General features: G+C 69.6%; 3 protein-coding genes. All 3 read right to left on the bottom strand.

Annotated features, from left to right (window positions below):
• Positions 1-216 precede the first annotated feature (216 nt).
• The 3 genes from AC08OV_RS22480 to AC08OV_RS22470 all read right to left on the bottom strand — a co-directional run bounded on the left by AC08OV_RS22480 (position 217) and on the right by AC08OV_RS22470 (position 3,312).
• Positions 217-681, bottom strand: coding sequence for an alpha/beta fold hydrolase (locus AC08OV_RS22480; RefSeq protein WP_462186044.1), 465 nt, complete (start codon positions 679-681; stop codon positions 217-219).
• Positions 682-1,387: 706 nt separating this feature from the next.
• Positions 1,388-1,744 (bottom strand): four-helix bundle copper-binding protein, encoded by a 357-nt coding sequence (locus AC08OV_RS22475; protein ID WP_476613544.1) that lies wholly within the window; start codon positions 1,742-1,744, stop codon positions 1,388-1,390.
• 218 nt (positions 1,745-1,962) lie between these two features.
• Complete coding sequence (locus tag AC08OV_RS22470; protein WP_476613543.1) at positions 1,963-3,312, bottom strand: amidohydrolase family protein; 1,350 nt, start codon at positions 3,310-3,312, stop codon at positions 1,963-1,965.
• Between the last annotated feature and the right edge of the window lie 299 nt (positions 3,313-3,611).

Here is a 3,611-nt window from a genome sequence, read left to right as displayed (position 1 = left end):
GTGTGGGCGGGTACGCAAACGCGAACGGCGCCGGCTTCGAGCCGCAGACTCGAAGCCGGCGCCGTTGGAAAACAGACGACGCGGTACGGGACGGACGATGGACCCGCGTGATTCGCGCCGGCACCCGCCAAGGAAACGCCTGCTGAGCGCTTGGGACTCCCGCGGAGGCACACCCCGATCGGAGCGGCACGCGGGCGCGCCCGGCACCGGGCGAGATCAGTCGAGCGGCCGGTCCCGCTGCCGTTGCCGTGGGGCCAGCCGCGGGGCACGGAGGTTCTCGAGGAACAGCAGGATGTGCGCGCCGACCGCACGCCGACCGGGGCCGGCGAGCACGCCACGCCCCCCGGGTAGCGACGCCAGCCGGGCCCGGCGCGCGGTCCGCGTCATCATGCGCACCAGCGCAAGCGGGCTGACCTCGTCTCGCTCGGCGTGGAGCAGTAGGACCGGCAGGTCGGGCAGCGACCGTGGGATCGGCTGTCCCGGACCCTCGCCCGCGATCTTTCGGTACACCAGCGGCAGGTCGAGCAACACGAGGGCATCCGGCCGGACGGCTGGCGAACCGGCGCCGACCAACGCCCGCAGGGCCCCGCTGTCCGAACCCAGCAGGATGAACGGACCCTCGGGGGCACGCGCCTCACCAAGGGCGAGGACGGTGTCTCTCCCGTGGTCGAGAAACGTCACCTGATATCCGTCGAGCGCGAGCCGGAAAGCCAGGCCCTCGAAATGTTCGGCAGATTCTCCCCGACCGGGGAGAAGGACGACACTGGCTCTTCTCGAGTGGGTTGGATCACCGCTGGGCCAGTAACGGGTTCCCGGCCCCTCCACATATCCATGGGGGCGCGGATAAACGTATGCTGACGAAACCAGGGATGACACAGCATGCTCCGATCGGAAACCGTCCAGAGATGTACCCGGTACTGACCGGACATCGATACCGAGGCAGCTGGCGTCCACGCAGGCAATGACGATCTGGAGACAGACCTATCGAGCGGCCATGAATAAGGAGAACGCCAGAGAGAACACCGAGCGAGGGAAAGCCGAGGAGGCTAGTAAAGCACGTGAAGTGGCCGGGCCGGACAACCGGACGAGGCCACTCGCAGGAAATCGATGTGGCCACGGATGACCAGGGGGGTCATCCGATCCACCCAGGAGGACATGACCATATTCTGCCTATCCGACGGCTACCTGTCAACATGGTCAATATTGTTACTCAGGTGTTTCACCCCATGTCCGCCCGAGGATACGTAACCGTAGCCACCAGTCGTGACCGAGGCCACGTGGCACGTGGCACGTGGCACGTGCCGCCGCACAGCTGCACGGCCCCGGACGTCGGGGCGGAGTCGGGTGATCGCCGGCTACGCCCCGGCGCCGTCGGGCCGGACGCCGCTCAGGCGGCGGCGCCCACCATCGTGTTGCAGCTCTCCGCGCAGGATCGGCATGCGCCGGCGAGCTTGGCGAGCTGCTGATCCTGCGGCATCCTCTCGCACATCTCAGCGCACATCACGCAGATCCGCGCGCACATCGCGCACATTTCCCCGTGCATCGGCGACAGCCGGCACATCATGTCGGCGCAGGTCCTGGTGACGGCTGCGCAGTCCATCATCAGCCGCATGTTCGCCGACTCCATCATGGCGCCCGGCATGTCCATGCAGTAGGAGATCGTCTCCTCGCACAGGGCCGAGCAGGACATACACTCCTCGATGGCCTTCCGCATGCTCTTATTGATCATTTCAGCGTGCTGCATGAGAACCCTCCAGGCATTGGAGACGCGGCACCCCGTACCAGCAAATGGCCCGGGCCACCTGACGGCAGCCGGCAGCGGGGCCCCTACGACAATAGCTTTCGGGGGCCGATCCGCATCTCGGTCAATCGCCGTCCCAGAGCGGATCCGACGAAAGCCCGCGAAGCCATACTAAGGGTATTTCTTTTGATATTTCGTGAACATTCTAGAAAACGGGAGAGTCAGCTGGACGGCGACGCCGCGGGCCGCTCGGGAGCGATTCTCGGCACCTCTTCCATCACCATGGTGGGGCGGACCAGGTTCCCGGGCAGCCGCGGGTGGGGCAGCACCGCACGACCGCCAAGGAACACCCCGCTCACGGCGCCCGGCCGCTCGAAGACCGACAGGTCCCCGGGGTCCGCGTCGAGCAGGATCGCGTCGAAGGCGGAGCCGACGGCGATACGGCCGGCTCCCTCCCCCAGTCCGAAGAGCCGGGCTCCGGTCGCGGTCGCGGCGAGCAGCGCCTCGGGCGGGGTGAGCCCGGCGCGGCGCAGCCGGCTGATCTCGGCCAGGTTCGTGCCGTGCCGGGTGCGGTGCCGGGCGTCGCTGCCGAGCGCGATCGGCACCCCCGCCGCACGGGCGACCGCGATCGTGCCGGCCAGCGCGGCCTCGGTGGCCTCGGCCCGGTCCACCGCCCAGCCCGGCAGCACTCCGGTGGCCGCCAGCGCCGCCAGGTCCTGGTAGGGCGACAGGGTGGGGACGAGCGTCACCCCGGCGGCCGCCATGGCGGCCGCCACGGGCTCGGTGAGCCCGATGCCGTGCTCGATGGACCGCGCTCCGGCGGCGACCGCGGCCTCGATCGACCGCTCGCCCAAGGCATGCATCATCACCGGGCGTCCGTACCGCCGGGCCTCCGCGACGGCGGCCGCAAGCTCCACCGGGCTGAACTGCGGCTCGGGCTGCCCCGGCCGGGCGGACATCACCCCACCGCTCGCGTAGATCATGATCCAGTCCGCACCCGCACGCAGAACGCCCCGCACCGACGCCGGCAGGCTGCCCGCCTCGGTAACGGTATGCGGGGGCCGGCCGGGATAGTCCGGCATGAGAACATCTTCGGCCGACTCCAGCCCGGGACCGATGATCGCCCCGTCACCGTGCCGCCCGGACCGGCTCAGCCCGACGACGGACACGGCGAGCCGAGGTCCGGGCACGGTGCCCGCGCTGACCGCGTCCCGGATGCCGGTGTCGGCGCCGCCGGCGTCCCGCAGGTGTGTGACACCGGCCGCCAACGACGCCCGCAACGCGGCGGCGGTCTGCAGGACCCGCGTGGACAGCGACGCCGTCGCCAGCTCGAACGGATCATAGGTGGACTGCGTGACGTGCGCGTGGCAGTCGACGACCCCTGGCATCAGCCACAGGTCGTGGGCGTCAACGTCGACGGCGTCCCGGTCGAGGCCGAGTCGCGTGCCGACCGCATGGATGATCCCGCCGCCGACGGCGACGTCGGTCGGCTCACCGAAGCGCCCGGTCTTGTCGAGGACGTGCACCCCCCGCAGGACGAAGGCCTCGGCCGCCTCGGATCGTCCGGGCACCGTCGACCGCTCGGACTCGGAGCGGCCGGACTCGGACCGTTCCGTCGCGGTGGATCGCCCATGCGCCGGAGGCTGCTCCGGAGTCAGGGATTGTTCCGATGATGCCAGGGGATCGGTCATGGCCAGCGCCGTTCCTGCCGTTGACGACGACCTCCAGCGCCTCGTTCCGGCCGGATCGAGCATCGACCGACAAACGCGCGGAGGCGGATGTCAGATCGAAGGTCGAGGCCGGGGTGCGGAAGGTCCGGATGTTCCGGAAGTCATCCGGATGTCAACGGGGACAGGCCGCCGTGTTGACG

This window comes from Frankia sp. CeTa3Moorea (genome assembly GCF_978021225.1).
The sequence above is the reverse complement of the archived record's forward strand: the minus strand, read 5'-3'. Positions and strand labels throughout refer to the sequence as shown.